This window comes from Streptomyces sp. SID13031 (assembly GCF_010548305.1).
Lineage (GTDB): Bacteria > Actinomycetota > Actinomycetes > Propionibacteriales > Kribbellaceae > Kribbella.
In genome coordinates this window covers 1-390 of record NZ_JAAGLV010000118.1, presented here as the reverse complement: position 1 = coordinate 390, position 390 = coordinate 1, and the positions used below count along the sequence as shown (strand labels likewise).

At 72.3% G+C, this 390-nt stretch carries 1 pseudogene; it reads right to left on the bottom strand.

The features are described from left to right. Positions 1-390, bottom strand: a pseudogene (locus tag G3I17_RS41450) (hypothetical protein); the annotation flags it as partial.

The window sequence follows — 390 nt, the reverse complement described above, 5'->3', positions numbered from 1 at the left end:
AGAAGGCCAGCGCCAGACAGGTGACGGCCAGGTCGCGGGCGAAGCGGCGCGGGGCCAGGGTGGCGCGGCCGTAGCGCAGCAGCCAGTACAGCTGGGCGGCGGCGGAGAACAGGTAGGGGATCACGGCCGAGTCGACGACCTCCAGGACAAGACCGCGCCGACTGCCGTCAACCGGCCCGCCGCCTGTCCCGCCGACCGTCCCGTCGTACGGACGCGCCTCCAGGGCCCGTACGACATCCAGGATCCGCACCCACAGCCAGTCCGCGTGCGTGGTGAGCCTGGCCGCCCGCGGGTCCGGCAGGAAGAAGGGGAGCAGGTCGTCCGGGGCCCGCCAGCCGGTCTTGACCTTCGTGATCCAGTCGATCGAGCAGAGGTACTGCCACAGGGCGC